The following is a 26,041-nucleotide window of genomic DNA, read 5'->3' on the forward strand; positions in this document are numbered from 1 at the left end:
TCATGAAAAACATAGTAACAAGCAATGATTAACTTGATTAGATGCTATAATCTGATCGTAACTATTAGTAGAACTTATGAATCATGAAAATTAATCTGAATGATTTAAAAACATTTTCTGAAGTAGTAAAAACTAAAAATTTTACGAAAGCTGCGGCATATATGGGTGTTACCCAATCGGCTGTAAGCCAGAGTATTAATAATCTTGAAGCACAGTTAGGGATAAAGCTATTAAACCGTTCTACTCGTAGTCTTACCCTTACAGAAGCAGGTTCGCGCCTTATTGAGCTTGTTGGTCAAAATATTGAAAATATCGACTTAGGCATAGAACAAATTAGCTCTATGAAAGACTTGCCAAGTGGTCATGTGCGTATTTCAGCCGATGCATTTACCATTAAGTATTATTTATGGCCAAAGCTTAAAAAGCTTGTAAAACAATATCCCGATATATCTTTGGAACTGACGTCTGAAAACAGACGAATTGATATTGCAAAAGAAGGATATGATGCTGGGGTACGTGTTGGAAACTTGGTGGAAAAAGATTTAATTGCGGTTCCGATTAGTAAAGAAATTCCCTTCCGATTGGTCGCTTCACCTGAATATTTAGAAAAGTACGGAACACCTCGATCTATAGACGATCTAAAAAAGCACAAAGGCATCTATATCCGTCTTTTAACTGATAACTCTTTAATGGCATGGGAGTTTAAAGATAAAAATAAAAAGTGTATTTTTTAGAGGCCCTGTTCAACTGGTTATGACCAGTTTAGATGAAATGCTCGATGCTGTACTCGATGGTTGTGCAGTAGCTTATTTGCCCTACTTTTTAGTAAAACCTGCTTTAGAAGAAAAAAAGTTAGTCAGTTTATTAGACCAACACGCTGTTACCTTACCGCCTTTTTACTTGTTTTATACGAGCCGTCGGCTCATGTCTCCTGCCTTTAAAATTGTTAAAGATACATTGAGTGAGATATAACTTATAAAAACTTAAAAGAGGCCGAAGCCTCTTTATTTGTATTGCACTCAAACTCAGTCATCAATCATGGCGAACTCTTGCTCAGGCGTGCCTTTCACTAAATGGTGACGGCTATATAACAAGTAATAGAGTATAAATCCGACATAAATCAGCGCGGCCAATAACCAAACTTTTGGATTTACCATTAACCCTGCCACAACAGCAACAGCAGCAAGAATCAAGGCAATGCAAGACGTCCACATTCCACCAGGCGTTTTATAAGGGCGTGGTAATTCGGGGCGAGACAAACGTAATTTAATATGTGAAAGCATCATCAACACATAAGAAATGGTTGCACCGAATACTGCCATTAAAATGAGTAAGTCACCCTCACCTGTTAAAGAGAGTAAGAAGCCAATAATGCCCGGAATGATAATGGCCCAATATGGCGCTTTATTTTCATTGGTAAGCGATAAGTTTTTTGGTAAATATCCCGCACGTGACAATGCAAAAATCTGACGTGAATAGGCATAAATAATTGAGAAGAAACTTGCGACAAGTCCAGCAAGACCCACAAAGTTAACAAAGCTTGCCAACCATGTGTGCTGACCATATACCGCAATAAGTGCATCAACTAAAGGTGCCCCTGAATTTTTTAAAGCATTTGAACCCGCAGCGCCTGCACCCAAAAATAAAATTAAAAGTGCAAACGATGCCAATATCAACATTGAACCAATCAAGCCACGTGGCAATGAACGTACTGGATCTTTTGCTTCTTCGGCTGCCAGTGGAACTCCTTCAACCGCAAGAAAAAACCAGATGGCATAAGGTACTGCGGCCCATATTCCCATATAGCCAAACGGCAAAAAGCTACTTGCACCTGCATGAGAACTGACTGGAATATCAAACAAACGTGCGCTGTCAAAATGTGGAAGCATCGCGACAATAAATACGACCAATGCAATACAAGCAACGGCGGTAATTCCAAACATGATTTTAAGCGCTTCACCTGCACCTTTGAGATGAATGCCCATAAAAACTAAATAGCAAATTAAATAAACGGCCCAGCCGCCAATGCCAAAGAGTGATTGGCAATATGACCCAATAAATACGGCAATGGCAGCAGGTGCAATTGCATATTCAATTAAAATCGCAGTCCCTGTGAGGTATCCACCAAAAGGACCAAATGCAACGCGGGCAAAACTATAGCCACCGCCAGCGGTAGGTAACATGGTTGACATCTCAGACATCACAAAGCTCATGCACAGATACATAAACGCCACGATGACTGTTGCAATAAAGAGTCCACCCCAGCCGCCTTGTGCCAGTCCAAAATTCCAACCCGCAAAGTCACCCGAAATGACGTAAGAGACACCTAGCCCCACTAAAAGTAACCAACCTACTGCCCCCTTTTTTAACTGACGTTTTGCAAAATACTCTGCGTCCTGTTGTAAAGCACCAACCTCTACGCTTAATTCAGACTCTTTCATTGTCGTATTGCCTTATCGACCAAATTTACACCACCAATAGTTGCGCAAAAGATATTCATAAAACTTGACAGCAAAACATCTCCCCGACCACTTGAAGTCAAGTTGATTCATTTTTTCTTTTATAAGATCGACGGCATCTCAACACAAAACGTGTTTAAAAATTAAATTGAGGAGATGGGTTATGTCTGTAGAACAAAATGAATTTTTAAGCCAAGTTCAATTACAAATACTGGCAGAACAAGCAATTAAGCAATATCCATCAGACTATCAAGGACAGGTCAAACTACTGTGTCAGTCTGAAAATGCAACGTTTCAGGTTTCGACTGGTTCTGCCCGATATGCACTTCGAATTCACCGTCCGAACTATCACAGCAAACTGGATATACAAAGTGAGCTTGAATGGTTAGATGCTTTAAATGCGAGTGGAATCCAAGTTCCTGTTGCGATTGCAGATCAATCGGGTGAACGCGTCATTACCTTGAAACTATCAAATGATATTTGTCGTTATGCAGTTCTTTTTAACTGGGTTGAGGGCGATATGCCGACGGTTGAAGTTGACCCCACTGCATTTGAACAATTAGGACAAATTACCGCAAAGTTGCACGTACATAGTAAGACATGGCAAGCGCCTGAAAACTTTCAACGTATTGTGTGGAACCATGAAACCATGATCAGTGCAGATGGACACTGGGGGAACTGGAAAAATGCCCCTCATTTAAGACCACAAGATCACGGCGTGATTGAAGAAGCGATTGCACAGATTTCGAAAGATTTAAATTTCTTTGGTAAAACTCAAGAACGTTATGGCCTGATTCATGCCGATTTGCGTTTAACCAATTTATTACTACAACAAGAACGTATCGGCGTGATCGATTTTGATGACTGCGGCATGAGCTGGTTTATGCATGACCTCGCCGCTGCGATTAGCTTCAATGAACATTATGCAAATGCGCCTCATTGGGTTGATTACTGGTTAAAAGGCTACGAGCGCGTAGGTCATATTCAGTCTGAAGAATATGAAATGATCCCGACTTTTATCATGCAACGCCGCATTCAAATGATGGCTTGGAATGGTTCTCACGCACAAACAGAAATGGCTCAAAGTCTTGGAGACCAGTGGTCCAATGAAACTGTGCGTCTCTGTAAAAAATATCTAAACGGACAAATGCCTGTCGGAATTTGAAAAGTGATTTAGATCGCTTTTCTTCATTTTCACTTTTTAGTTTTTAATTTTTATAGAATTTAAAGGAAGGGTTTATGCAAGCTACCCATCAACTGAGCAAAGTTGCCAAAGCACTATTACTCACCAGTAGTCTGGCAAGTATGATTGCTCTAAGCGCATGTAACTATAACCCTCTACAAAGCACATCTCCCGCAGTCGCTATTCCCAAAAAGGAATATATTCAAAAAGGTCAATGGGATACTTTTAACTTTGACCAACTTAATCAATTAATTGCTACTTATGGAAAAGATAGCCCTAACTACAATCCTGACAAACGCCCGTATATTGTCACTGACTTTGATAATACCTCGGTATTTTTAGACATCGAAGAAGCAACTTTAATTTATCAGCTTGAACACTTAGCGTTTAATGTTACGCCAGATCAGCTTAATCAGATTATTCGTAAAGGAATTAGCTCGCAAAACTTTGAAGCGGCCTACAATAACCAGCAAGGCCAAGCCGTCAATATTGATAAAATTGCCCCAGATATTATTGCCAGCTACACATGGCTTTATCACCACTATAGCGGTCTAAAAGGCAAGCAAAGTCTGGATCAAATTAAACAAGATCCGCATTATCTCGATTTCATTACTAAAATGAGATATCTATATGCGGCAATTGGAGACACCTTTGATCATGAAGTTGCATATCCGTGGGTCACTTATTTATTTACTGGGCTTACCGAACAACAAGTCCGTAATTTGGTGAAAGCAACGGTAGCTTGGCAAATGCAGCAACCGATTGGACCTGTGACATGGACCTCTCCCGCAGCACTTTCGGGCCAAGCAGGTGTTGTGAAAACCACTTGGGAAAATGGTTTAAGACCATACCGTGAAATGCAAAATCTATTTAAAGCCTTTCAGGACAATGGCATTGATGTCTATGTCTGCTCGGCATCTTTTATTGATGTGATTAAGGAAATTATTTCTAATCCAGAGATCGGCTACAACATTAATGAAAAAAATGCCTATGCCATGGAGCTAGAACGAGATACACAAAATCGAATTTTACCTGAGTTTCGTCATGGCTATGCGCAAACTCAAGGTAAAGGCAAAACAGCAACCATCCAGCGTTTTTTAGTCTCTAAATATGGTTACGGGCCAATTTTTATCGCAGGTGACAGTGAGGGCGATCAAAATATGATGCAAGATTTTGCGGCGACTCAGAAGGTACTCATTATTAATCGATTGCGCAGTCCGAGTTCTGATATTGGAAAATTTTCTCAGCAGGCTGTGCAGAGCTACGGTCAAGCCAATACTAAATTTTTACTACAGGGCCGCGATGCCAATACAGGTCAATTTAGACCTTCAATGGCCAGTTTAAGTTATGGCGCACAAACGGCAAAAACTACAAAAAATTAATATTTCACTTATTTTCTCATGCCTACAATACATGTTGTATGCATGAGAAGCCGCTTAATTTCTTGTTTGAGTTCTGCCCTTTTTGCCTATCTCTAATGCATTTTCTGCCTTCTTTTAGTTCGCTACCCAACGTTAAATACAACTCTTGATCTCTTCTTAAAGAATCAAGCCTGAAACTTAAAACAGCAATACATAAGTCATTATTTTATAAAAACTTTTAAAACCACAAAATCATGGATGTAAGCAAAAACTGGTATGGCTTTTGCTTAATATAAGAATAGTAGGATTAAATATCATGAGACTTGACATGTTACATCTCAACCCAGCTCATCTTGTCGATTCAAATATGTGTAATCAAGGTGTATTGTCTGCAGCTGCCTCTGGATTAAGCGAGTTTATTCGTCAAAAAGGTGCAGATGTTGATCGCGTTTTAGGTATTAGTGGTATTAATCCTGAACTTTTAATTAGCCCAACTCTAAGCTTACAACTACCCAATTATTGCAAGGTGCTAGAACAAGCAGCGCTGGTTTCTGGTTGTGATAATTTTGGCCTGCATTATGGTCAACAGTTTCAACCGAAATCATTAGGGCTGATTGGATACATTGGTCTTTGTTCAAATACATTAGAGTCTGCACTCATGAACATGACCAATAACTTTTATTTGCATCAGAAAGATACGCTTAATCGAATGGTCGATTTAGGAGATAGCTGGCGCATAGATTATCAAGTTCAACACGGCGCGATTTTAACTCGACGCCAAGATGCAGAACTGACCATGGGCATGTTTATGAACGTGATTCGTGAAGTGATGGGCCCTCATTATTCACCACGCGCGATTCACTTTGAGCATACTCGGCCTGAATTTTGGCAAGAACACAGCAAATTATTTAATGCGCCTGTTTATTTTGATCAACCTTTTAACTCCATCATCATTTCAAAAAAAGACGTCCAACATACTATGCCGGGCCGCGATTCTATTTTGTTAACAGTGATTTTAGATACGCTGCTATTACTCAATCGTTCTTCACCCAGTCAAAGTCTTGCAGATCAGGTACGTTCTCACATCCAACTTGAACTTAGTGAAGGTGAACCAAACCTTGAAAAAATCGCTCATGATATTGGCTTAACGAGTTGCACCCTTACCCGCCGTTTAAAAAATGAAGGACTCACCTTTACTCATTTAGTCGATCAGGTCCGTTGTGAGTTGGCTGAACATTATATTAAGCAGAAAAATATTCCAATTTCAGAAATGGCATTCTTATTAGGTTACTCAGAAGTAAGTGCTCTATCACGTGCATTTAAACGCTGGTTTGGTGTTACACCACGTCAATTAAGACACTAAAACATCGCAAATACAGGCCTTGAATAAAGGCCTTTTTATTATTTAACTAATTCGAAATAACTTTTACAGCCACAAAATAATTGAACAACAAAATACCCTTCAAATTAGATTTAACATCCAACTTGAAGGGTATTTTTTATATTTAAAGTGACTTACTTTAATTTTGTTAATGCTTGATCCAAAGCGCCAACTAACCAATCGATATCTTTTATTTGGAAAGCCAAAGGTGGGCGCAGTTTTAATACATTGCCATAAGGACCTGCAACTGAGGTTAAAACTCGATGAGTATTTCTGAGTTCTTCAATAAGGTTCAAAGCCAATGCTTTATTTGGTTCTTTTGTGGCTCTATCTTTGACCAGTTCAAACCCTATAAACAGACCAGCGCCACGGACATCGCCGACCATCTCATGTTTGTCCATAAGTTTAGTGAGTTCTTTGAGAAGCAGCCCTCCCACATATTTACTATGGGTTTGCAATTCTTCTTCCTGAATGACTTTAAGTACAGCCTGTGCCGCTGCCATAGAAACAGGATTACCACCAAAGGTATTAAAATATGGAATTTTATCGCTAAAAGCAGCAAGAACTTCACTCTTGGCTAAAAGCCCTGACACTGGCACGCCATTACCCATTGGCTTACCTGTGGTAATGATATCAGGCACAACATTGTGGCGACCAAAGCCCCAGAACGAATCGCCAGTGCGCGCGAAACCCGGTTGTACTTCGTCAGCAATAAAGATACCGCCATTGGCATGCACGACATCAACCGCTTTTTTTAAGAACCCAACAGGATTAGGCATGACACCGTCAGAAGAAAATATTGAGTCCGCTAAAAAACCTGCAAACTTAATGCCTTTTGCATTCATATCATCAATTTGTTGCTGGATCTGCTGAGCAAACCAAGTGCCCAAATCATCAGTTTGAATTCGATAATAATCAGGTGCTGGAACTAGACGAGTTGTAGCATCTAAAGGCTGCTCAGTTCCAAGTGCTGGAGAGCATCCTGAGGTTAAACTACTGGTTCCATGATACGACTCTTGAGACACAATGATTCCTGTACCGCCGCTATATTCACGTGCAATACGAATCGCTAAATCATTCGCTTCCGAACCCGTACACATATACATGGCACGGTCAATTTCATCGGGAGTAGTTTGTAAGAGTTCTTCGGTATAATCCAAAATATTTTCATGTAAATAACGGGTATGGGTATTAAGCATTTTCATTTGCTCATTTACCGCTTCAATCACTGCAGGATGACAATGACCAATACTGGCAACATTGTTGTAAACATCCAGATATTGATGACCTGCTGCATCCCATAAATATTGCCCCTGTCCTTTCACCAGATGCACGGGATTGCGATAAAACAAGCGATAGGATTCACCTAAAATTTTATTTCTTTTATCGGTCAGTTTGCGGGTAGCATGGTCCAGCTCAGCAGCATGTTCTGGACGAAAGCTATTGGTATCCATAATGGTTGAACGCGTACCCATGAATGACTCCTCTATTTATATTCAGCATACTTTTGCGCGAGACGATGAATGACGTAGGCAACTCATAAGCTGATTCGAAATATTTCAGTATTTGATTGAAGTTACGCAAACCATATTGCTTAAGTATCTTTAAAAAAACTTGACCTCAGACCACTTAAGCCACGATTTGAAGTCAACTTATTGGTCTGATATTGCAATGCTCAAAGCTCATCTAATCGCTATTTATCATTAGGGCTTATACTTCCCGTAATCGTGGGCTAAAATTTCTAGCAAAAGAATTTAAAAAATAATCCAACACTACATCTCTTTCCTCCAAACCTTGCGAGCCTAAAACCTGTAGTAGTAAACCATCTATCAGGTTTACCACCATGTTGGCATCGAATTGTGGCTCACGGATTTCTCCGCTAAAAATCAAATCAAAAATTTCATGGCGCAGCCATTTTCTATATTCAACCGCCATACGGTAAGCCTGCGGGTGAAGTAGTTTTATTTCAAAAATAGCTTTTAGTAAAAGGTTATAGAGGTTGTTTAAATTGGTATGTAATACAATAATTTCTTTGAGTTTATCTTTTGACGCGTAATAACGGCTTGAGTAAATAATAGCGAGCACTTTCTCCCTGAGTAGGCTTTTTTGAAAGGCGATGCACATTTCGACTAAGCGTTCTTTTGAGCCAAAATATTTATAAAACGTAGATTTAGTGATTTGGGACTCTTTAGCAATCAGGTCTACACCTACAGTGTGAAAGCCACGAGTAGTAAAGAGTTGGATCGCGGTTTGAATAACCTGTAATTTTTTGGAAGAGATTTCTAAATTTCGCATAATTTTTCCGTTATAAATTCTTGTTGTTTCTAAATGAGATAAAAAGCCTGTGCCCCTTTTGGGAGAAAAAAAGGCACAGCAAAGCCGTAAAGACTGTGCTTGGCACATCTCAAGTTTGTTGTTGCTAAGTTTTAAGTAAAAATGACTTTAAGCCTGAAAACCTTGAGGCGTTCAAGCTGCTTTAATTTTTTAAGCTGTGTCGTTATAGCTTTTGGCATTCAGAGCCAAGAAATAATGGATGTGCAAAGCCAACTCCTTTTTATTGGGAGTTCTGCCAGACATTAAAATTATGGTGGCAGAACGAAAGGGGGTTCGCGGACTGGCCTTAAGATTCCAGCACACCCAAAGGTGTCCCCCTCCCGTTCCGCCGCAGAGGGGGCACGAGGGTGTACACACTAAAAGTATAAAACCTTTAATGCTCTTAAGGGACGATCCGCGACGATCGACTGGCAATGTAGGCCAGCAGGCAAAGAATAGTGCCCAACCCTTTTACAGTCAAGCACGCAAAATGCCATTTGTTTTAAATTAAATCATTAGAAAAGTACGGCTAAATAATGAAGGGGTTATTGTTAAGTTGAGAAATAAAAAACAGCCTTGGGAGGCTGTTTTATTTGAGCTAAAAATTATTTTGTATAAACCATACTATGTTGATTTTAATAAAACTATAAAGTTGATAGCTATTTAATTAATAGATACTATCAACTTTACTGTATTCAACTACTTTCATTTCATACCCATAATCTGTTCTATTTTTAAGATTAATCAAAACAAATCGGGTATCTATTGCTTCTAATAGTCTCCAATCAGACTGATTATTTGGATATGACGTTTGCAGATCAAACAATACTACTGGAAGTGTCTTATTATTAATGGCATTATTTGCATCATTCACACCACTTCCAAACATACAACCAAAAGCAATAATCGTTAAAAATAATACCAAGGGCGAGCTAAAGTGTTGCTCTATCTGTCCTCCAAATATAGAACTGTGTACATAAGCATAATAAAACACACCGAAATAAAGAGGAATTAACTTAGTTGCTAAGGTAATTGATGTATCTATACCTATCAAAAATATGGATATTATTACAAATAGTATGGAAAAAATGAGTGAATATATATGCCCTAGCCAAACACAAAAAGATAAATAAATTAAAGAAAGTACGCTCCCAAAAGCGAACAACAAAGTAGTAGTTAAAATCGAGTAAAATAAACTATAAGCAGATATAGATGGTAATATCCATAAAGCATCAAATGTAGAGAAATAACCAAACTTATAAGTTCCAGCTAAAGCTATCAGTATCAATGGCATGGCAGCATAAAGCTCAAAAACTTTCTTTAATGAGAAAGAGTTATACAAAAGAATCCCCAACTTAAAAATATAAGATTTATATACATCTAAAGAAGACACCAATTTAAGATGTCTTTTATTTAATAAAAAATTTAAAAGAAATTTTCAGGATATAAAAATGATGGTATATGTCGTCTAATTAACTGTGCTTGACCGTGATAACCTCTCATCTCTAACTCCAATAAAAATACTGGCCAAGGTGGGATATTACTACGATATATATTGATGGAAGATGTAGACATGCCACCACCTTGCATTGTAGATAACCCTCCACCTTGCATTGTAGATAACCCTCCACCTTGCATTGTAGATAATCCACCACCTTGCATTGTAGATAATCCACCATACTGCATCGTAGATAACCCACCATACTGCATCGTAGATAATCCACCGTACTGCATTGTAGACATACCGCCGTATTGCATCGTAGACATGCCACCGCCTTGCATTGTAGACATGCCACCGCCTTGCATTGTAGATAATCCACCATATTGGGCGGTACTTAAATTACGGGGCCAAGTTCTTAAATTGGGTATTTCAGGTCGTGACATAGTTTTAATCCTTAGATATTAATAATAAAAAATTTATTAGAACATATTACTATGTCTAAAAAATTTATTGAATTTTGTTTAAAAAATACACGACAAATTGTGTCGCTTTAATCCAAATTTACTCTCCATTTCGCAAGCTATTTAACATAATTGACGTTATATAATTTTTAAAAATTAAATTATTTAGAGTTCGATAGTTATTTGCATATACATTAATTTAATTACATCATTCTAGATTACCCTAAGCCAAGTACGATAACCACGACTTAGCTTTGAAAAATAAAAAAGTCTGTCTGAGAAGAACTTTTCAATATAAATGTACTCAGATGTTTTATATCAGGTTTAATATACTAACTTTAGCCAAGCCAATTGATCATATCTAAAACTATGGAAAGAAATGAATACCAAGAAGATAAATATAGAAAGTTCATTTATTCGAGTAAAAGACGCATTCAGCGTAGAGTTCTACAATTAGAGAAACTTACGGCCGAGGCCATTCATAACTATATTCACCTCAACTTCAAAGATGAATGGTTTGAAAGTAACTTTTCAATTTTAAGTTGTTGGAAATTTTCTAAAAAAGACTTTAATAGCACTGACAAATTTTGGTGTGATGCCATTTATTTTGAAGACTTCCATATAGAAAAGGAACGAGTATTTACTTTTAATGGACACGCGTGGATTGGTTTGGCAAGCAATGTTGGATCAGAATGGAAAGTTCCAGTGTCAGGCAAATTTTTTATCAGTTCAAATGGGAAAACTTTAAAAAGCTATACCTTAACTTTTTACAATGAAAGTCAGGAATTGGTTTTGGCAAAAAATAGAAAATGCTAAAAACTTAAAAATAAGAGTTCCCCCCTTTTGCAGTTAAATTAGAACTCTGATCGAAGTTTAATACCTTCTAATTTATTGATAATAGGCTTGCTCATATCACAACTTACAGTTGCAAGCTGTTCTTCCTCTTGCATTACATTGATACCAGCCGAGTTTTTACGTGTACTCCTATCAAAGCTATGAAATACATCATAGACGATCTTGCCATTTGGGATTTGAATTGAGTAATTTTCATCACGACCTATGCCAGCCCATTGGTAGGTCGTTACTTTATTGCGAGGAATAGACAATGTTATTTCAGGTGTTTTTAGCAATTTACCAAAAGAATATTGAATAGTCTTATCCGCATCAACAACCTTTATTACTTTATTATTTTTTGTAGTACATTGAAATATAGTTTCAGCATAAACTGGCGCTACAGCAAAGAAGCTATATAAAACTACAATTAAACGAAGTAATGTTTTTTTCAGAGAATCAACTACAAATATTCGTATCTTCACAGCGAATCCAACCAGTTGTGGTTTTGTGATTCTTATTAACATAAGAAATATTTAACCATCTAGAGTAAACACCTGAAATATTAAATTTATCACCAGAAATAAGATAACCAGCTTTTTCAGAATTTAGCCCAGCCTCTTTATAAATTTCAGTTTTATTTTTCACAACACCGGACTTTAACTGATTACTCCACCAGTTTTTAAAAAAATTGGAATTTAATTCTTTTTTTACATCATTAGCTACAGAATAAGGATATTTCCATATTGTTTTATAGCTTTTAACTTCGACTAAATTAGCACCATCACCAAAAAAATCAGTCATCTTTTTATTAGCTTTACAAGTAAAGTCATAACAATCAAATACTTTCATGAAATTATACTTACCATCTTCATATACGTATTTGGGATTTTCCTCATATTGATCTGTTAAAACATAAGTAGAAATAAATAAACGATTAACACCATCTATTTTTTGAAAAAAGTAATAATTTACTTTAGGGCTATCTCCAAAATATCCAAAAGTTTCTATTTTTTTAGATTTTTGATGACAATCAGTTAGGTAAGCATCCAAATCATACATATTTTCATTATTATAATGACTATAATCCTTCTTAAAATTAATACACTTATTTGTATCGGCATATACATTAAAGGATAAAAATACAAATAGAATCCATATATATTTTTTCACTTACACTCTCTATAATTTACTATAAACTCTGTTGTGCCATGTTTTCTCTATTATTTTAGCATTATTTAAAGTTATAGGGGACAAAAATCCCCCAGTTTTAAAGCAACTAAAGTTATATTTTAAAGTATCTAGCTATTTATAATTTTTTTCCAGCCATTTTTTAATTGATGCTATATCTTTAAATTTAAAGCTCAAATATTCATCAGAAACACCATCTAATCCAGAACTATTTTTACCTAAAATATTAGTTATTGGATCTATTTTTACATTATTATTTATCTTTTTTATTTTATATAAATCAACAGAATAAACAGTCCCTTGAGGTGAAGGATAACAACACCATTCTTGAGTATGTAAAGTAATTAAAATAGGTTCACTATTTTTCTTTGTATACACACTAACCGCAGCTAGTTTTTGAGGGTTATCACCACCATCCATACTGTATTTATTTAAAAAAATTTTTTGATTTTTAGAAACTAAAGTGTTTTCAATAAAAGGGTTACTTTCAGAATCACATGATTTACTAATAAGTTCAAAATCATTTTTTGTATATACTGTGAGTTTAGTAATTTGAGTTTTACAAAATTTTTCTGTATCAACTGAACTACCTGCATATCCAGTTGATACTATAAAAAAGCTACTAATAAACATCATTAATTTAATTATTCTCATTTTTTACCTTCTATACCTTTAAAGATTTTTTTTGCTTGATCAAATAACTCTCGTCTTTCTGCTAACATTTTATCAGTTGCTCCAGCATTAACACCCTTTGTCACTAAATCAACAAAATCATGAATTGCACCTTTATCAGCAAGATCATACAGTTTATTTGCTAACCAATAGACAAGAGCAGTTCTTGCAGCATATTTAGGCTGCTCAATTAATTCTGGATTTTCCACAAAATTTAGTTTTTCATTAGGCCAAGCTTTCATATAAAATTTATTAAACTGAGTGTAATTATACCTTCCTGTCAATTGTTTCATTCCTCGACCAATAAACCTATAACCATCCCCCTGCTTCACATTTCCTAATGCCAATTTCTTTGCCCGATTTATATCCATATATGCTTTATTACAAATAGTTTTTTCTTTTAATGCCCTATCTTTTATTGCGGCATCAATTTTAGCTTCGGCAGGATGTTTTTTATAATATCCCATATTATCTAAAAGATTTTTCTCTGTATACGAAGCAATATTTTCTCTAAGCTTGAAATAACGCCCTGATTCAGCACGAGCTTGTGCCATAAAATGAGCCTGCCTCAATCGAGTATCAAGTTTATACTCTTTAAGACCAATATTTAATTCATCTATAACAGTTTGCATGCTTGATGTATTTTTAACATCAGGCCACATTTTTTGCATTTGTGCCATAGTAATCGTCATATCGCTTTCAGGCGGTTTAGGCGTAGTTGTATCGGGCTTATCAGGCTCTAAACTAGCATCAACTCTGATTGATGGTTGAACTACTATTACCTCGTTTTTCATTTTTTTAGCGATAGTCTCATCTATATGAGTACCTTTCATTGGCTTTTTAGAAAGTGGATCAACAAGTTGATATTGTAGTGGTTCACCAATCAATATTCTAAGTTTAAGAACACCCGAATCATCCGTATCTCGAATACTGGTTTTTCCCATATAACTAATTTGGATTTGTGCTTTAGGCACAATTTGTGGAGGAGTACTAATATCTTTTGCAGTCAAAATGATAGATGCTAAATATGAATTAATTGGGTCATCTAGAACAATTTTTTGAGTACTGTTGTTTAAACCTGCCATAGCGTTAATGACTAATTTTTCTTGGTAACTATCATCTGGCATTAAAACAGAAATTTGATAAGCCGTACCAACTTTTAGAGTTAATTTACAAATTCCGTTCTCATCACATATCTTCTGTTTTTGCACAGTTTCATTAGAAAATTTCCCTCTAAATGGAAAACCTTTAAATTTTTCATTATTAGAGTCAAGAATTAAAACATTTACATCTATAAAATCAGCCATTTAAATCTTCCTCCCTTGCTTCTTCATCACTTTCATGAATATTCATCACAGGCAAGTCTACAAATAAATGAACGATAGCTTTAGTTGATTTGTCCGTATAAAAGCGATTTGTTTTAACGATTTCATCTGAATTATTTGGTTTTATATTTTCTGAAAAAATAGGTTTATGATCATCGGTTCTAAGTCCCAAAATATGAGTAGGTTGGCCAACTTTAATATTACTTTCTGTTGATTCAGTATTTGGAGGAATAAAAAATTTACGACTATAATCATTAGGTGCAGAAGGCAATATATTCACAGGCGAAACAATTTTCTCACCACTTTCAAACTTATGTTGCCCTGCTCTAACTACAAATTTTCCGCCCATTTTAAATTCTCTATTTATCAACTGCTTAATTTTTTGCTAAATTATATTATATATTAAAAAAATATTTGTAATTATTATGTCTTTAGTTATAGCTTTTAATCTGAATGATTTTGCCATTCTGGCAACGGACAGAAGAGGTGTATTACATTATGGCAATGAAAAAGAAAATATTATTTTAAAAATAGATGACAACTATCAAAAACTGAGAAAAATTCCTTTTGGCTTCTTTGCCTCAGCAGGCGACTACTTAATAGCTGAATGTTTTTATATTGAATGTATGACAGAGACAACACATAAAAGAAATTTAGATCAGATATTAGAAAATACCTACTATAGATATTGTAATTTAAAAGACGTTTGCCATTTTTCAGAAATGACAACCATCTTATTAATTGCGAAAGAGTTTAAACAAAATGGCAAAACTACCAAAGATGCGATTTTAGAAATCAATATCGAGTTTCAACATATAAAGATCCAAGAAGTTGATTCAATGAACCTTGTCGCATTGATGGCAAACATGAATCCTGATCAAAATTTTTGGAATAAAATTGGAGGCTATTTACGTTCTTCAAATGATTTTAATAAATTTGAAGATTTTTTTAGCTATCATGTCTGCCTCATAAAGTACATTTGGCAAAAACAACTTAAATTTGATGACCTTATTTCTCATCATACCGACTTTTATTTTCATGATAGAAGAACAAGTAAAGGCATATTACTTCCAGCAGAAAGATTTGAAAAACTTCCCTTGGAAGGATCATGGATTCAATAACACACCATAGTTCATCAGAGATTTGGCAAGTTCCAAAATCTGGGACAAGCTACCCTACATCAGGAGAAATAGATTTGATGAAATATGCCAAAGGTAATTTAACAACAATTCCAAATTGGGATAAAAATATGGTTGCAAATAAAAAAGATGTAACTGGGCTTTTATTTATTTCAGGAATCTCAAAACAATGAAAAAAATAATAACACTGCTACTCTTTTTTTGTATGACAGTAACTCTTACAGCTTGCTCACAGAAAGAAATTTATCTTACTCCGGAAGTGACAGGCTATATTTATAATAACGCTACGAAAGAACCTCTAAGACAACAAAAGGGCTTTATTGGATTTAATGGTTTAACTCCAAATGACGCTCCCGAGCTTGTTTCAAATAAAGATGGTAGCTTTACATTAAAGCCTATTGCAAAAAAATATTACTTTTTTAAACCAGACATGCAGGAATACTCTAATATGGCTGCTTTAATTTATATTAGTTTTGAGGGGTTTAAGGTAAAAGATATAGACTATTCTGAGGAGAAATATAAAAGAATAAAAGCTGATGAAGGTGAATTCAGACCTTATAAAAAAGTTAATTTAGGTGTTGTTTATCTAGACCCTGAAAAATAAAACCCCTTCACAACTCATTATTTATAAAAGTTGATTAGATTTTAAATGAAGTCTAACTCAAGTATACCCTTCCCAATAAGTCAAAGCTAAGTACAATAACCATGACTTAGCTTTGGAATATAATCAACTCGTGACAAACTGTTCAATTTGGTTCTTCTAATTTCAGAAATATTTAAAAATCATCTTCTTTCAATAATGCTATAAAAGAATTAAAGCTATCTGCTATTTTTATAGTTCTCAACTTATCTTGAGTAGGTGATATTGCAATAAGATCATCATGATAAATTAGAGTAATAGCAGGCTCATCCGTATTCAGATTATCTCTATAATCAAAAGCTATAAGGTCACCACCAGCACAATCACCTATAATTACCATATTTTTATACATATATTCATCATACATATATTCTTCAGGCTGATTTAACTCAATTGCTTCATACTCTTTGATAGATTCATTATATTTTTTACGGTCATCTTCATCCCAAATCTCTATCTTTTCATAACCATAGCTATAAAAACTAATAACTCTATCTGTGATTTCATCATTGTGATCTAAAAATTGAAAATAGTTCTTTTCAGGTGTTAAGCCATTGTGTTTACTTAATAATTGAACGTAAGATTTTGGAAATTTAAAGCCTAATGTTTCAGCATAATTTTCAATAATTTTTGCATCTATTTCGCCATAATCACTAAAAGCAGCAATATCTATGTTAGTTATCCAATTTAATTTATATCTCTATAAATTACAGATTAATACATTTTGATTTTTATATAAAATATATAAAAGCCTCTTAATTTTTTAGAGACTTTTAATTTGGCAAATGTGTCAAAATTAAACTAGCCTGAGCACTCTGCTCAAAACTAACCCCATATCACGGCGCAAGCCTATAACACGTAGACGTAAATAAAGCGACTCTATTATTCAAACCGTCTGTTATCACAACTTCATAATGCGCGAATTTTTTACTACTTCCGACCTTTGTTGCCGTTGCAAGTAACACCCTATCTTTCGCACCGCTCATATAACGAATATCAGCCTGTAGGCCAGTATATGGCGTATCCCCTGCATTACAAGCCATCGCAAAAGCAATATCAGCTAAAGAAAATATGACACCGCCATGTACACCGCCCAAGGCATTCATGTGTTCGTCTTTCACATTAAGCTTGCAACGCGCTTCATCAAAACTGCGATGCAGCACTTGGACACCCAATAGCTCTGCGAATTGATCAACCGCAGTAGTTTCCATTTTTTGCACAAACGTCTCCCTACTCGTGCGAGTATTCCTTAAGTGTTATGAACTCATGTGTATTGAAATCGACCGATTAAAAGCCTTTAAACACTATCTTGTTTAATCTGATAATTTGAAGAACGAAAGTCCTTATAGGTCAGGCGGTCATCTGACTCTGAGCTTAAAGGCTGAACTTCTTGCATTGAGTTTAAGCAGCGCTGTGCAAGTTCAATGTATTCTTGCGTGCCTCTGGTTTTCCACTTTTTTTCTTGTTCTGATAAATCACGTGCAACCTTGGCAGGACTACCCATTGCCAATACATTTGCCGGAATAATATCTTTTGTTTTGACTAAGCTATTTGCACCAATAATGGTGTTTTCACCAATTTCGGCATAGTCCAAAATTACGCTGTTCATACCGACCAAAACATTTTTACCAATGCGACAGCCATGTAAAGTTGTGCCATGCCCTATGTGTCCCATTTCCTCAACTAAAGTTACACTTTGTGGAAAGCCATGTATGGTGCAGCTATCTTGTACATTGGCATTTTGCTTAATATGAATACGACCAAAATCGGCACGCAATGAAGCAAATGGTCCTACATATACACCCGCTTCAATAATCACATCACCAATTAAAACAGCAGTTGGGTGTACAAAAGCTTCTGGGCTAACGACTGGAATAACACCGTCAATACTATAACAAGGCATGATTTAACCTCTCATTTGTCGCCACCAAACCTCCGAAACGGCGCCAATAATGTGCTGTGGCATTTGGCATTGGTCCTTCTGCTGTTGCGGCAACAGACAAGAAGTATTCATCGGCAGGTTCAAATACTTTTTTATAAATATTCATTGATAATGTTCGTGCACTAATCGCAGGCCAGTCAGTTGGCAACAACTCAAGCGGTAATGCAGGGTCTTTCAATAAAATCCGTCGATAATAATGAATCAGCAAAGTTCGAATTTGAAAGGCCTGAACAGGTTCGAGTTGTTCGTTTTCCTGCATCAGCAACACACCAATTTCTCTAAAAATATCGAGAAACTGTAGATATCTTTGGCGTAATTCATCGATGGGCCAGTTGGTTCTGAGCATACGGCCAATAGTATCGACCGAATTATTAAAGAGCTGTAAAGTTTCGGCTTTAAACACCACCACTTGCTCACTCATATTTAAGTCAACCAACAAGCGTTGCAGTTCAATACGGTTACACCCCGGATAAGCCATTAAGTTTGTTGAAATATTGGCAAATCCTAACCATTCGAGTTCTTTCTTTAACAACGCTTTATTTTCAGTGTCGAGGCTAGACATCAGAATAAGATCCCAATAATGATCCCACTCTTTCATCTGGTCGTTATAAATACGTTGTTCGGCTTGCAAATAGGTCGAACGGCTTGAATCGGTAATTCGATAAAAACTGGTTCTGCCGATTTTATCTGAACATAACCAATCATTTTTAACTAAACGAAAAACTGAGGTTCTTACAGCACGGTCATTAAAACCAAATAGTTCTAATAACTGAATCAGGCTTGCAAGACTAATGTTTCCACCCCGATGAAGTACTGAATCTCCAAAAATTGTCGAAATAAGCGAAGTTCCACTTAAGGTTTCATTCTTTACAACAGAATCAATTATTTGCTGTATTTTTGCACTCATACTCATGTCTTGGCGTTTAGTTTCAGGGTATAGATTCTATACCCTGAATGATCTTGATGTTAAGCAATCTGACGCATATCGATTACCCGCTTTGCCTTACCTTCCGAACGAGGTAAGGTCGCTTCTGTAACAACTTCTACAGTAACGCTAATCCCAATCATGGTTTTAATACGTTTCATCAACTCCTGAGCAAGCTGATTGGCCTGTATATTACAGTTATGACACATCTCTGTACGAATATGCAAAGTATCCATATGGCCTTTTTTAGTCACCAAAATTTCATAATTTGGAACTAAATTCGGAACTTGCAAAATTTGCTCTTCAATTTGGGTCGGGAAAACATTCACGCCACGAATAATCAGCATGTCGTCACTACGGCCCACAATTTTATCCATTTTACGCATTGCCAGATTTTCACCCGCCAGTAAACGGGTCAAATCACGGGTACGGTAACGAATAATCGGTAAGCCTTCTTTAGTAATGGTGGTAAAGACTAACTCACCAAGTTCGCCATCTTTACAAACTTCACCCGTTTCAGGGTTAATAATTTCTGGGTAGAAATGATCTTCCCAAATGGTTAATCCCTCACCCTCACCTAAGCACTGCATGGCAACACCCGGCCCCATGACCTCAGACAAACCATAAATATCGAGTGCTTTAATATTAAGACGTTCTTCAATTTCACGGCGCAGTTCGTTGGTCCATGGCTCGGCACCAAAAATACCGACTTTTAAAGACGTATTACGTGCAGTACCAAATTGTTGCTCGAGCTTTTCAATAATGCTCACGCAATACGATGGCGTAACCATAATTGCAGTCGGTTTAAAGTCTTGAATAAGCTGAACTTGCTTTTCAGTTTGGCCGCCAGACATTGGAATAACCGTTGCACCTAAGCGCTCGGCACCATAATGTGCGCCTAAACCACCAGTAAAAAGTCCATAGCCATAAGCAACCTGAACCATATCTTTGGCAGTTAAACCTGCCATGCGTAAGCAACGCGCAACAATGTCCGACCAAGTGTTAATATCTTTTTGGGTATAACCCACTACGGTCGGTTTACCCGTTGTACCTGATGATGCATGTAAACGCACAATCTGTTCTTGCGGTACGGCAAACATTCCAAACGGATAGTTGTCTCTTAAATCCTGTTTGGTAGTAAATGGAAACTTTGCCAAATCATCTAAAGTCACGAAGTCATCAGGATGTACACCTGCTTCATCGAACTTTTTCTTATAGACCGGACTATTTTCATATACAAAAGTCAGGGTTTGTTTTAACCGTTTAGTTTGCAGCTCTCTAAGCTCTGCAAGTGTTAATTGTTCAACATTATCCGTTGTAAGGCTGTCCATCGCCTATCTCCTCATTATGTAATTTTTAAAACCGTCTGAATTAATTTAAGTTTTCCAAAATCAGTGCAACACCTTGCCCAACACCCACACACATCGTGCAAAGTGCATAACGTCCACCGCGTTTTTTAAGCTCACGTGTTGCCGTAATCACTAAACGTGTACCGCTCATACCGAGCGGATGTCCTAACGCAATCGCACCACCATTTGGGTTCACGCGTTCGTCGTCATCTTTTAAACCAAGTTCACGCATACAAGCTAAAGATTGGGCTGCGAATGCTTCATTCAGCTCAATCACATCCATCTGATCTAGCGTTAAACCTGTTTGCTTTAAAATTTTCTGCACAGCAGGAACAGGACCTATACCCATATATTTGGGTTCAACCCCTGCACTTGCAATGCCAATCACGCGTGCTAAAGGTTTTAAACCATGTGTATCTGCAAATTCACGGTTGGTAATTAACACACATGCGGCGCCATCATTTACACCAGAGGCATTTCCGGCAGTCACCGAACCACCTTCTTTTTTAAACGGCGCTTTTAGTTTTGCGAGTGCTTCAAGTGTCGTTTCACGCGGATGTTCATCGCGATTAACAACGTTCACGTTTTTCTTACGGTCTACAATCTCGACTGGCAAAATCTCATCGTTAAAGAAACCATTTTGTTGTGCAGCAGCCGTTTTTTGTTGGCTACGCAATGCAAATACATCTTGGTCTTCACGACTAATCTGATATTTTTCAGCTACATTTTCGGCAGTTTCCGGCATGCTGTCGGTGCCGTATTGCGCTTTAAGTTGCTTATTTACAAAGCGCCAGCCAATGGTGGTGTCATAAATTTCAGGGGTACGGCTAAACGCTTCGGTCGGTTTAGCTTGTACAAATGGTGCACGGCTCATCGACTCAACGCCACCTGCCAACACAAATTGTGCTTCGCCTGCTTTAATTGAGCGTGCCGCAAGGCCTACCGCATCTAAACCTGAAGCACACAAGCGATTGACGGTCATCGCTGGTACTGTATCAGGTAAGCCTGCCAAGAGTGTTGCCATACGTGCAACGTTACGGTTGTCTTCACCTGCTTGGTTAGCACACCCTAAAAACACTTCATCTACCGTATTCCACGGTAAGTTCGGGTGTTTATCTTTTAAATATTTGATGGGCAATGCAGCTAAATCATCTGCACGTACAGCACTTAGGGCACCTGCATATCGTCCAATTGGGGTACGAATAAAATCGCAAATTAAAACGTCTTCCATGTTGACTCCTGATTATGCAAATTCGGTCATATCACGTGAATATTGAGTAGCAATGTTTTGGGTTTTCGCTACATATTGCTTGAGGTAGATACTCGCGCGATATTTTTCCTCTCCATACAGTGCATATAAGTTATTTAAAGTTTGGAGCACATAAGCACCGCCCATTTGAGTCAACCACTGGTAAGGGCCTTTAGGATAATTCACTCCATATTTCATGGCATTATCAATATCTTCCAGACTCGCAACACCATGTAAACTTGCCTCACAGGCTTCATTAATGAGTAAAGCGATGGTACGTAAGGTTAACAGTGCCGGATGGTCTTTAATCCACATCACGCTGATGCCAAACTGTGCAAAGTAAGCCTCAACTTTAGAGAGGTCACTTGCTTCACAAAGCTCGTTATGACTGAGTACTAAAGCCTCTGCGTGCTCAAAATCATGATGCCAATCCATCAAAACCACTTTACGGCTTAAGTAATGAATATTGGCCGACTCCCCTTGGCTTAAACGCAAGTCGATATCATCAATTTGAAGGATATTGTCATCGCTCGCAGATCCACTTTTTAAACCCAAACGCGTTAAAAACGCAGGTAGCTGAGACCAAGTCCCTTTTAGCTGAATATGTGCATCGACTGGCTTGGCAACCACAGCTTGAGGCTGAAATGTCTCGTACTGATTTTTTTCGTTATAGGTATAAAAGCCCTGTTTTGATTTACGGCCCCAAGCTCCTGCATCGACCAATTCTTTTTGAATGAGGCTTGGGCGGTAGCGTGGCTCGTAAAAAAACTCTTGGTAAACGCTTTGCGTCACTGAAAAGTTAACATCTTGACCAATGAGGTCGGTAAGTTCACACGGCCCCATCGCAAAACCGCCGCATTGCTTTAAGGCATAGTCTAGCTGGTCGTAGCTGGTAACTTGTTCTTGCAGTGCTCTAAAGCCCTCTGCATAAAACGGACGAGCAATTCGGTTAACAATAAAACCAGGAGTCGACTTGGTGAGTACCGGAATTTTTTTCCAGCCAAGCATTAAGTTTTTTAAAGCCAAACATAAGCTGTTTGGTGTTTTTAAGCCTTGTACAATTTCAACCAGTTTCATGACTGGCGCAGGGTTAAAGAAGTGTAAACCCACCACACGCTCAGGGTGAGCAATGCCCGCCGAAATTGCAGTCACTGAAATTGAAGATGTGTTACTTGCAAAAATAGTTTGCGCACTACAAATTTCAGCGAGCTCTTTAAATAAAGACTGTTTAACTTCTTTTTTCTCAACAACTGCTTCAATCACCAAGTCAGCATCACGTAGTGCATCAACTTGATTGACCACAGTTAAACGCGCTAAGGCTTCATCAGCTTGCTGCTCTGTGAGCTTGTTCTTTTCAACCAGCTTTTTAAAAGTCTGCCCCAAGCCCTCAACTGCTTGTTGCGCTTTTTGAGCGTCCAGATCATATAAAATGGTCGAGTGTCCATTGACGATGGCTAACTGGGCAATGCCGATGCCCATGGTGCCAGAACCAATAACGGCAATTCGGGCACGAGATAAGTCTAAATCTGTCATGCTTAGCGCCCTTTAAAATTTGGTTCACGTTTATTCATAAAGGCTTGTACACCTTCACGATAATCTTCGGAACGACCCGCAATACGTTGTAAATCACGCTCTAAAAGCATTTGCTCATCAAAGGTGTTATTACTTGATTGATGAATGGCTTTTTTAATGAGAGATAGACCAAATGTAGGCTGTTTCGCTAAACGTTCAGCGAGTTCAGTCACTTTTGCTTTAAGCTCGGCGTCTTCAACCACATCCCAAATCATGCCCCATTCTTTTGCGGTTTCTGCTGGGAGCTTGTCGCCTAACAAGGTCAACCCCATCGCACGCGCATGGCCTACAGCACGTGGTAAAAACCATGTACCCGCAGAATCTGGAACCAAACCTAAGCGGCAAAAGGCTTGTACAAAGTTTGCCGATTTAGCTGAAATCACTAAATCACATGCCAATGCAATATTTGCCCCTGCACCTGCAGCCACACCATTTACAGCACAAATGACAGGCTTTGGCATATTTACAATCGTTTTAATGAGCGGGTTATAGTAAGTTTCAATGGAATATCCTAAATCTGGAGCTTCAGCATTTGGATCGACTACACGGTCGCCTAAGTCTTGCCCTGCACAAAAGCCGCGGCCTTCGCCACTAATCACAACACAGCGAACATCCGGATTTTTGGTCCACAGGTTTAAAACCTCAGCCACTTCACGATGCATATCGACGTTAAAGCTATTCAGTGCTTTTGGGCGGTTAAATGTCAGGTAGCCAACACCATTTTTTTCTTCAGCAATAATATTTTGATAGTCCATCACTCACCTCTAAACACTGGCTTTCTTTTCTCAAAGAAAGCATTAATCCCTTCGTTTCGATCTTTTGTAGCCGCCAGCCAGACAAAGTTTTGACGTTCAAACTTGAGTCCCTGACTTAACGTTGTTTCATGAATACTTTTAATTGATTGTTTAATCACGCGAATCGCTAAAGGCGCTTGTTTGGCAATTTTGGCTGCAAGTTGAACCGCATATTCAACGGTTAATTCAGTTGGAACCACTTGACTGCAAATGCCGTGTTGCTCTGCCTGTTTTGCCGAAATCATCTCACCTGTCATGGCCCAGCGCATGGTGAGCTGTTGTCCAACCAAGCGTGCTAAACGCTGTGTTCCGCCTGCACCCGGCAACATTCCAAGGCCAATTTCAGGTAATGCAAAACGGGCATTTTCACCGCAAATCACCATGTCTGAATGCAAAACCAACTCGAACCCAGCGCCTAAGGCATAGCCATTGACTGCGCTAATGAGTGGCTTACTAAACGCATCAATTTTTTGCCAAAGCTTCGGGCGAATATCGAGTTGCAAAGACACCGCGTCCATTGCAGCTAGCTCACTAAGATCTGCTCCAGCCGCAAAACATTGAGCATTACCCGTTAAAACCACTGCTTTGACTTGAGCATTATGTTCAGCTTCTTCAAGCAACTCGCACAAACACTGCAATGTCGGATTGTTTAAAGCATTTCTTTTTTCCGGACGGTTTAGGGTTAATAACAAAACACCGTCAGCAGCTGTACTGGCTTTGATCAACTCTTGCATGACAGCCTCTATTCATCAAAACTCAAACGAACATTTGAGCCTTTTGGTAAGGTCTGACAGCTAAGCACATAGCCCTTTTCAACTTCATCTTCTTCAAGACTATAGTTAAGGAACATATCGACTTCCCCAGAAAGCACCTTACAGCGACAGGTCGCACACACTCCGCCTTTACAGGCATACGGTAAGTCGGCACCCGCACGTAAAGCCGCATCCAGAATACTTTCATCATCTTGAGCCACAGAAACAATCAGTTCACGACCATCTAAAATGATGTTTACTTTTTCTTCTTTACGGTTTGCATCCGCTTCAACACTACGTTTACGCGCTTGGCCTGTATGGAAACGTTCGGTGTGGATTCGCTCTTTGGCAATACCAAAGTTCGGCAAGGTGCTTTCTACAGCATTCATCATTTCGTCTGGACCACAGGCAAATACATGGTCAAAACTCGTTTCAAGCACTTCAAAATCAAAAAGTTGTTTTAGCTTTTCTTCATCAATACGACCGTTCATCAGTTCACTATCATTGAGCTCACGTGAAAAAATATTGATGAGTTGAAAGCGTTCTTTAAACTGATCTTTCAAATCCATAATTTGCTCGGCAAACATGGTTTGTTTCCATGAACGATTGCCATAGAGCAAGGTAAATTTAGCTTCAGGTTGTTCAAACAAAACTTGCTTAACAATCGATAAAATTGGGGTAATACCACTGCCCGCAGCAACGCCTAAATAGTTTTGTCCGCCCATCTTGGCTGCTTTTTGAAAAAACACGCCTTGTGGTGGCATCACTTCAAGCACATCGCCCACTTTTAAATGGTCATTTGCCCAGTTTGAAAATTGACCCTGATCAATCTTTTTAACCGCAATACTGATGTCTTCTTTGCCCGCATAGCTACAAATTGAATAACAACGGCGGATTTCACCCGCTTCGGTTAAATGGCGAATGGTTAGATGTTGCCCCGGTTGAAAATGAAATTGTTCTTGTTGTTCAGGTACAACGTCAAATGCAATACAAATTGCCTGATCGGTTTGCGGCGTAATACTTTTTACTTTTAATGGTACAAATTGGCTCATCGCTGATTT

The 26,041-nt window shown here is 37.8% G+C and carries 29 protein-coding genes; 9 read left to right on the top strand and 20 right to left on the bottom strand.

From position 1 onward, the window contains the following. Positions 1–83 precede the first annotated feature (83 nt). Both ACLCEG_RS03430 and ACLCEG_RS03435 read left to right on the top strand, forming a co-directional pair. Positions 84–734, top strand: coding sequence for a LysR family transcriptional regulator (locus ACLCEG_RS03430; RefSeq protein ID WP_410565820.1), 651 nt, complete (start codon positions 84–86; stop codon positions 732–734). 19 nt (positions 735–753) lie between these two features. After that, positions 754–972, top strand: coding sequence for a LysR substrate-binding domain-containing protein (locus ACLCEG_RS03435; RefSeq protein WP_410565823.1), 219 nt, complete (start codon positions 754–756; stop codon positions 970–972). Between the two features lie 53 nt (positions 973–1,025). Here the strand turns inward: ACLCEG_RS03435 and eat are convergent, their stop codons facing one another. Further along, positions 1,026–2,441 (bottom strand): ethanolamine permease, encoded by a 1,416-nt coding sequence (eat, locus tag ACLCEG_RS03440; protein WP_410565826.1) that lies wholly within the window; start codon positions 2,439–2,441, stop codon positions 1,026–1,028. A 181-nt stretch (positions 2,442–2,622) separates the two neighbouring features. On the opposite strand from eat, the gene ACLCEG_RS03445 reads away from it, so the two are divergent. The 3 genes from ACLCEG_RS03445 (at position 2,623) to ACLCEG_RS03455 (ending at position 6,366) form a co-directional block, all read left to right on the top strand. After that, positions 2,623–3,624, top strand: coding sequence for a phosphotransferase enzyme family protein (locus ACLCEG_RS03445; protein ID WP_410565829.1), 1,002 nt, complete (start codon positions 2,623–2,625; stop codon positions 3,622–3,624). A gap of 74 nt (positions 3,625–3,698) precedes the next feature. Continuing rightward, positions 3,699–5,024 (top strand): haloacid dehalogenase-like hydrolase, encoded by a 1,326-nt coding sequence (locus ACLCEG_RS03450; RefSeq protein WP_410565832.1) that lies wholly within the window; start codon positions 3,699–3,701, stop codon positions 5,022–5,024. Between the two features lie 307 nt (positions 5,025–5,331). Beyond that, entirely contained in the window at positions 5,332–6,366 is a 1,035-nt protein-coding gene (locus tag ACLCEG_RS03455) for an AraC family transcriptional regulator (protein ID WP_198078839.1), read from the top strand. Positions 6,367–6,518: 152 nt separating this feature from the next. Here ACLCEG_RS03455 and ACLCEG_RS03460 read toward each other — a convergent pair whose 3' ends face one another. From ACLCEG_RS03460 to ACLCEG_RS03475, 4 genes are all read right to left on the bottom strand, one after another. Next, complete coding sequence (locus ACLCEG_RS03460; RefSeq protein WP_174740809.1) at positions 6,519–7,859, bottom strand: aspartate aminotransferase family protein; 1,341 nt, start codon at positions 7,857–7,859, stop codon at positions 6,519–6,521. A gap of 235 nt (positions 7,860–8,094) precedes the next feature. After that, a complete protein-coding gene (locus tag ACLCEG_RS03465) occupies positions 8,095–8,679 on the bottom strand; it encodes a TetR/AcrR family transcriptional regulator (RefSeq protein WP_410565835.1) in 585 nt (194 codons plus the stop codon). A gap of 685 nt (positions 8,680–9,364) precedes the next feature. Beyond that, on the bottom strand, positions 9,365–10,090 hold the full coding sequence (locus ACLCEG_RS03470) for a hypothetical protein (protein ID WP_410565838.1): 726 nt from the start codon (positions 10,088–10,090) through the stop codon (positions 9,365–9,367). A gap of 32 nt (positions 10,091–10,122) precedes the next feature. Continuing rightward, positions 10,123–10,581 (bottom strand): hypothetical protein, encoded by a 459-nt coding sequence (locus tag ACLCEG_RS03475; protein ID WP_410565840.1) that lies wholly within the window; start codon positions 10,579–10,581, stop codon positions 10,123–10,125. 387 nt (positions 10,582–10,968) lie between these two features. Between ACLCEG_RS03475 and ACLCEG_RS03480 the strand changes: the two genes are divergently transcribed. Next, positions 10,969–11,415 (top strand): hypothetical protein, encoded by a 447-nt coding sequence (locus ACLCEG_RS03480; RefSeq protein WP_410565842.1) that lies wholly within the window; start codon positions 10,969–10,971, stop codon positions 11,413–11,415. 38 nt (positions 11,416–11,453) lie between these two features. On the opposite strand, the gene ACLCEG_RS03485 is transcribed toward ACLCEG_RS03480, so the two are convergent. From ACLCEG_RS03485 to ACLCEG_RS03505, 5 genes are all read right to left on the bottom strand, one after another. Then, positions 11,454–11,915: a hypothetical protein gene (locus ACLCEG_RS03485; RefSeq protein WP_410565845.1), complete on the bottom strand. Its 462-nt coding sequence runs from the start codon at positions 11,913–11,915 to the stop codon at positions 11,454–11,456. Further along, the gene (locus ACLCEG_RS03490; RefSeq protein WP_410565848.1) at positions 11,890–12,603 is read right to left on the bottom strand and encodes a hypothetical protein; all 714 of its coding nucleotides are present in this window, start codon (positions 12,601–12,603) and stop codon (positions 11,890–11,892) included. Before ACLCEG_RS03490 ends, ACLCEG_RS03485 begins: the two co-directional genes overlap by 26 nt. Before the next feature lie 132 nt (positions 12,604–12,735). Beyond that, the gene (locus ACLCEG_RS03495) at positions 12,736–13,275 is read right to left on the bottom strand and encodes a hypothetical protein (protein ID WP_410565851.1); all 540 of its coding nucleotides are present in this window, start codon (positions 13,273–13,275) and stop codon (positions 12,736–12,738) included. Further along, positions 13,272–14,600, bottom strand: coding sequence for a glycoside hydrolase family 19 protein (locus ACLCEG_RS03500; protein ID WP_198071284.1), 1,329 nt, complete (start codon positions 14,598–14,600; stop codon positions 13,272–13,274). Before ACLCEG_RS03500 ends, ACLCEG_RS03495 begins: the two co-directional genes overlap by 4 nt. After that, complete coding sequence (locus tag ACLCEG_RS03505; RefSeq protein ID WP_198071285.1) at positions 14,593–14,967, bottom strand: hypothetical protein; 375 nt, start codon at positions 14,965–14,967, stop codon at positions 14,593–14,595. Before ACLCEG_RS03505 ends, ACLCEG_RS03500 begins: the two co-directional genes overlap by 8 nt. Positions 14,968–15,043: 76 nt before the next feature. Between ACLCEG_RS03505 and ACLCEG_RS03510 the strand changes: the two genes are divergently transcribed. From ACLCEG_RS03510 to ACLCEG_RS03520, 3 genes are read left to right on the top strand one after another with little or no spacing between them, the layout of a single operon-like run. Then, the gene (locus tag ACLCEG_RS03510; RefSeq protein ID WP_410565855.1) at positions 15,044–15,739 is read left to right on the top strand and encodes a hypothetical protein; all 696 of its coding nucleotides are present in this window, start codon (positions 15,044–15,046) and stop codon (positions 15,737–15,739) included. After that, positions 15,727–15,930 (top strand): hypothetical protein, encoded by a 204-nt coding sequence (locus ACLCEG_RS03515; RefSeq protein ID WP_198071287.1) that lies wholly within the window; start codon positions 15,727–15,729, stop codon positions 15,928–15,930. Before ACLCEG_RS03510 ends, ACLCEG_RS03515 begins: the two co-directional genes overlap by 13 nt. After that, a complete protein-coding gene (locus ACLCEG_RS03520; RefSeq protein WP_191102749.1) occupies positions 15,927–16,361 on the top strand; it encodes a hypothetical protein in 435 nt (144 codons plus the stop codon). The genes ACLCEG_RS03515 and ACLCEG_RS03520 overlap by 4 nt, the downstream gene beginning before the upstream one ends. A 172-nt stretch (positions 16,362–16,533) precedes the next feature. Here ACLCEG_RS03520 and ACLCEG_RS03525 read toward each other — a convergent pair whose 3' ends face one another. The 10 genes from ACLCEG_RS03525 to paaE all read right to left on the bottom strand — a co-directional run bounded on the left by ACLCEG_RS03525 (position 16,534) and on the right by paaE (position 26,032). Then, entirely contained in the window at positions 16,534–17,079 is a 546-nt protein-coding gene (locus ACLCEG_RS03525) for an SMI1/KNR4 family protein (RefSeq protein WP_410566551.1), read from the bottom strand. A 154-nt stretch (positions 17,080–17,233) separates the two neighbouring features. Further along, positions 17,234–17,617 carry a PaaI family thioesterase gene (locus ACLCEG_RS03530; protein ID WP_198071289.1) on the bottom strand — a complete coding sequence of 128 codons (384 nt, stop codon included), beginning with the start codon at positions 17,615–17,617 and terminating at the stop codon, positions 17,234–17,236. Between the two features lie 77 nt (positions 17,618–17,694). Further along, a complete protein-coding gene (locus ACLCEG_RS03535) occupies positions 17,695–18,300 on the bottom strand; it encodes a DapH/DapD/GlmU-related protein (protein WP_410565860.1) in 606 nt (201 codons plus the stop codon). Continuing rightward, complete coding sequence (paaX, locus tag ACLCEG_RS03540; RefSeq protein WP_000062822.1) at positions 18,287–19,252, bottom strand: phenylacetic acid degradation operon negative regulatory protein PaaX; 966 nt, start codon at positions 19,250–19,252, stop codon at positions 18,287–18,289. The genes ACLCEG_RS03535 and paaX overlap by 14 nt, the downstream gene beginning before the upstream one ends. A 53-nt stretch (positions 19,253–19,305) precedes the next feature. Continuing rightward, positions 19,306–20,595, bottom strand: a complete 1,290-nt coding sequence (gene paaK / locus ACLCEG_RS03545) for a phenylacetate--CoA ligase PaaK (RefSeq protein WP_199944787.1) — start codon at positions 20,593–20,595, stop codon at positions 19,306–19,308. Positions 20,596–20,635: 40 nt separating this feature from the next. Continuing rightward, positions 20,636–21,844: a 3-oxoadipyl-CoA thiolase gene (gene pcaF / locus ACLCEG_RS03550; protein ID WP_032058582.1), complete on the bottom strand. Its 1,209-nt coding sequence runs from the start codon at positions 21,842–21,844 to the stop codon at positions 20,636–20,638. Between the two features lie 12 nt (positions 21,845–21,856). Next, positions 21,857–23,395, bottom strand: coding sequence for a 3-hydroxyacyl-CoA dehydrogenase (locus ACLCEG_RS03555; protein WP_410565865.1), 1,539 nt, complete (start codon positions 23,393–23,395; stop codon positions 21,857–21,859). A gap of 2 nt (positions 23,396–23,397) precedes the next feature. Then, positions 23,398–24,189 carry a 2-(1,2-epoxy-1,2-dihydrophenyl)acetyl-CoA isomerase PaaG gene (gene paaG / locus ACLCEG_RS03560; protein ID WP_410565868.1) on the bottom strand — a complete coding sequence of 264 codons (792 nt, stop codon included), beginning with the start codon at positions 24,187–24,189 and terminating at the stop codon, positions 23,398–23,400. Next, entirely contained in the window at positions 24,189–24,962 is a 774-nt protein-coding gene (locus ACLCEG_RS03565; RefSeq protein WP_410565871.1) for an enoyl-CoA hydratase-related protein, read from the bottom strand. The genes paaG and ACLCEG_RS03565 overlap by 1 nt, the downstream gene beginning before the upstream one ends. An 8-nt stretch (positions 24,963–24,970) precedes the next feature. After that, positions 24,971–26,032 (bottom strand): 1,2-phenylacetyl-CoA epoxidase subunit PaaE, encoded by a 1,062-nt coding sequence (paaE, locus tag ACLCEG_RS03570; protein ID WP_410565874.1) that lies wholly within the window; start codon positions 26,030–26,032, stop codon positions 24,971–24,973. Positions 26,033–26,041: the final 9 nt, after the last annotated feature.

The organism is Acinetobacter sp. H1(2024), assembly GCF_046557555.1.
GTDB lineage: Bacteria > Pseudomonadota > Gammaproteobacteria > Pseudomonadales > Moraxellaceae > Acinetobacter > Acinetobacter seifertii.

Coding starts and splice junctions, on each gene's coding strand:
- ACLCEG_RS03510 (WP_410565855.1), top strand. CDS start 15,044: ATGTCTTTAGTTATAGCTTTTAATCTGAATGATTTTGCCATTCTGGCA.
- ACLCEG_RS03515 (WP_198071287.1), top strand. CDS start 15,727: ATGGATTCAATAACACACCATAGTTCATCAGAGATTTGGCAAGTTCCA.
- ACLCEG_RS03520 (WP_191102749.1), top strand. CDS start 15,927: ATGAAAAAAATAATAACACTGCTACTCTTTTTTTGTATGACAGTAACT.
- ACLCEG_RS03430 (WP_410565820.1), top strand. CDS start 84: ATGAAAATTAATCTGAATGATTTAAAAACATTTTCTGAAGTAGTAAAA.
- ACLCEG_RS03565 (WP_410565871.1), bottom strand. CDS start 24,962: ATGCAAGAGTTGATCAAAGCCAGTACAGCTGCTGACGGTGTTTTGTTA.
- ACLCEG_RS03535 (WP_410565860.1), bottom strand. CDS start 18,300: ATGCCTTGTTATAGTATTGACGGTGTTATTCCAGTCGTTAGCCCAGAA.
- pcaF (WP_032058582.1), bottom strand. CDS start 21,844: ATGGAAGACGTTTTAATTTGCGATTTTATTCGTACCCCAATTGGACGA.
- paaG (WP_410565868.1), bottom strand. CDS start 24,189: ATGGACTATCAAAATATTATTGCTGAAGAAAAAAATGGTGTTGGCTAC.
- paaX (WP_000062822.1), bottom strand. CDS start 19,252: ATGAGTATGAGTGCAAAAATACAGCAAATAATTGATTCTGTTGTAAAG.
- paaE (WP_410565874.1), bottom strand. CDS start 26,032: ATGAGCCAATTTGTACCATTAAAAGTAAAAAGTATTACGCCGCAAACC.
- ACLCEG_RS03460 (WP_174740809.1), bottom strand. CDS start 7,859: ATGGGTACGCGTTCAACCATTATGGATACCAATAGCTTTCGTCCAGAA.
- ACLCEG_RS03555 (WP_410565865.1), bottom strand. CDS start 23,395: ATGACAGATTTAGACTTATCTCGTGCCCGAATTGCCGTTATTGGTTCT.
- eat (WP_410565826.1), bottom strand. CDS start 2,441: ATGAAAGAGTCTGAATTAAGCGTAGAGGTTGGTGCTTTACAACAGGAC.
- ACLCEG_RS03445 (WP_410565829.1), top strand. CDS start 2,623: ATGTCTGTAGAACAAAATGAATTTTTAAGCCAAGTTCAATTACAAATA.
- ACLCEG_RS03455 (WP_198078839.1), top strand. CDS start 5,332: ATGTTACATCTCAACCCAGCTCATCTTGTCGATTCAAATATGTGTAAT.
- ACLCEG_RS03500 (WP_198071284.1), bottom strand. CDS start 14,600: ATGGCTGATTTTATAGATGTAAATGTTTTAATTCTTGACTCTAATAAT.
- ACLCEG_RS03450 (WP_410565832.1), top strand. CDS start 3,699: ATGCAAGCTACCCATCAACTGAGCAAAGTTGCCAAAGCACTATTACTC.
- paaK (WP_199944787.1), bottom strand. CDS start 20,595: ATGGACAGCCTTACAACGGATAATGTTGAACAATTAACACTTGCAGAG.
- ACLCEG_RS03495 (WP_410565851.1), bottom strand. CDS start 13,275: ATGAGAATAATTAAATTAATGATGTTTATTAGTAGCTTTTTTATAGTA.
- ACLCEG_RS03435 (WP_410565823.1), top strand. CDS start 754: ATGACCAGTTTAGATGAAATGCTCGATGCTGTACTCGATGGTTGTGCA.
- ACLCEG_RS03480 (WP_410565842.1), top strand. CDS start 10,969: ATGGAAAGAAATGAATACCAAGAAGATAAATATAGAAAGTTCATTTAT.
- ACLCEG_RS03465 (WP_410565835.1), bottom strand. CDS start 8,679: ATGCGAAATTTAGAAATCTCTTCCAAAAAATTACAGGTTATTCAAACC.
- ACLCEG_RS03475 (WP_410565840.1), bottom strand. CDS start 10,581: ATGTCACGACCTGAAATACCCAATTTAAGAACTTGGCCCCGTAATTTA.
- ACLCEG_RS03505 (WP_198071285.1), bottom strand. CDS start 14,967: ATGGGCGGAAAATTTGTAGTTAGAGCAGGGCAACATAAGTTTGAAAGT.